The following is a 1866-nucleotide window of genomic DNA, read 5'->3' as shown; positions in this document are numbered from 1 at the left end:
CCCCCCAAGACCGCAGCCATCAAACCCTTTAAGCCACCCACACCTGAGCAGATGAGGGTCACACAGTTAAAGGCCAACGTGGATCGCCAGAAAGAGGCCCTCAAGCGTGAGCGTGATACCCAAAAGCGCAAGCGAGAGGCCGAGCAGGCGCGCCGGGGGCAGGGTGGCTACTGATCAGGATCACTTTGCTGGCCTCAAGGCACTGGCCGAAATGTATGAAAACCGGCTGAAATCAGGGTATTTGCCCCGAAATATGGGTCGTTTTTGAAACCGCGGCCAGACGGATGACAGGCTATGCAGAATTACTTCTTGCCATCAAACCCAACCCTGCCGCCAAACACTGTCGTTTTGCAACTAACTCCAGGCAATGACTTGCGTGACCTTGGAAAAACGGCTTCGATTTCCACCGACACAAGCGGGTCAGTGGGCAAGTCAGGCTGATGGCCGCACCTTCCAAGGTGGCGCCTTTTGCCACAAAACTGGCCACGCTGAAGGTGGGCAAGATGTCCGGGGCCAGCAGGCGGTCTATGTCGGTTTGACTGGGGCTCAGGGTCACGGGCTGATGCGTAGGCAAACCCACTTCACGCTTTGCGCGCAGACAAAGCCCACAACGCCACGATGCCCACCAGCAGACCCCAAAAAGCAGCCCCCACCCCCGCAATGCTCAGGCCCGAAAGGGTCACCAAAAAAGTCAGCAAAGCTCCATCACGGTGGCCCTCGTCTTTCATGGCCGTGGACAAACTCGCCGCGATGGTGCTGACCAAGGCCAATCCCGCAACGGCCAACACCAGCGCCTTGGGAAAGGCGGCCAGCAAACTGACAATGGAAGCGCCGGCCAAACCCAAAAGAATATAAAAAAGTCCGGCCGCCGCCGAGGCGGTGTAACGCCGTGTGGGATCGGCATGGGCTTCACGGCCCATGCAAATGGCCGCTGTGATCGCGGCCAAATTTAGCGCATACCCGCCAAAAGGGGCCAATAGCAAAGTCACGCATCCGGTGGCTCCGATCACGGGCGAAATCGGCGTGTTGTAACCCGCGCTGCGCTGAGCTGCCACACCGGGCAAATTTTGCGATGCCATGGTCACGATGAAAAGCGGCAAGGCCACACTGACCATGGCGCCCCAACGCCACTCGGGCGAAACCCACACCGGTGTGGCCCAAGTCCAGACAATCTGTGCCGCATTCAATTGCCCCTGCAAGACCGCTACCGCTATGCCGACTGCCAGCACACAAGGCACGGCCCAACGGGAAAAAAACCGGCGACCCAACAAATACGAACCCGCCATGCAGAGAACCAAAACCGGCGCTTGACCGACCGCCCCCACAGCATCCAAAGCAAAACGGGCCAAAACCCCCGCCAGCAGTGCACTGGCCAAAGCCAAGGGAATGCGCGCCATCCACCGCTCAAACAGACCGCTGTAACCTACCCCCATGATGAGCAAAGCACTCACGATGAAGGCCCCCGTCGCCTCGGGCAGCGTCAAACCCTGCGTTACGGCCAACACCGCCGCACCGGGCGTTGACCAGGCCGTCAACACAGGTTGCCGGTACCAAAGGCTCAACACCAAGCTCGTGCCCCCCATGCCCAAACCCAGCGCCCACATCCAGGAGGCCGTTTGTGCTTCGTTGGCGCCCAAGGCCTGTGCGGCTGAGAAAACAATGGCCGCCGAGCTGGTAAACCCCACCAGAACAGCCACAAAGCCGGCAACCACCGTGGACAGGGACGCATCACTCAACCATTTTTTCAACACGGGTGTTTCCTCTCACAAGCCTTGTTTAGCACGATGGTTTTTTGTCCACGCACGCATCACACCCAACCCTGCCGCCAAACACTGTCGTTTTGCAGTTCACGCCACGCAATGATTT

The 1866-nt window shown here is 59.0% G+C and carries 1 protein-coding gene; it reads right to left on the bottom strand.

Annotation, left to right across the window (positions count from 1 at the left end):
- Nucleotides 1-581 precede the first annotated feature (581 nt).
- Entirely contained in the window at nt 582-1748 is a 1167-nt protein-coding gene (locus tag Q0341_RS00985) for a benzoate/H(+) symporter BenE family transporter (protein WP_299509955.1), read from the bottom strand.
- Between the last annotated feature and the right edge of the window lie 118 nt (nt 1749-1866).

Source organism: uncultured Limnohabitans sp., assembly GCF_937889215.1.
Taxonomy (GTDB): domain Bacteria; phylum Pseudomonadota; class Gammaproteobacteria; order Burkholderiales; family Burkholderiaceae_C; genus Limnohabitans_A.
This window is presented reverse-complemented; position numbering and strand designations above follow the sequence as displayed.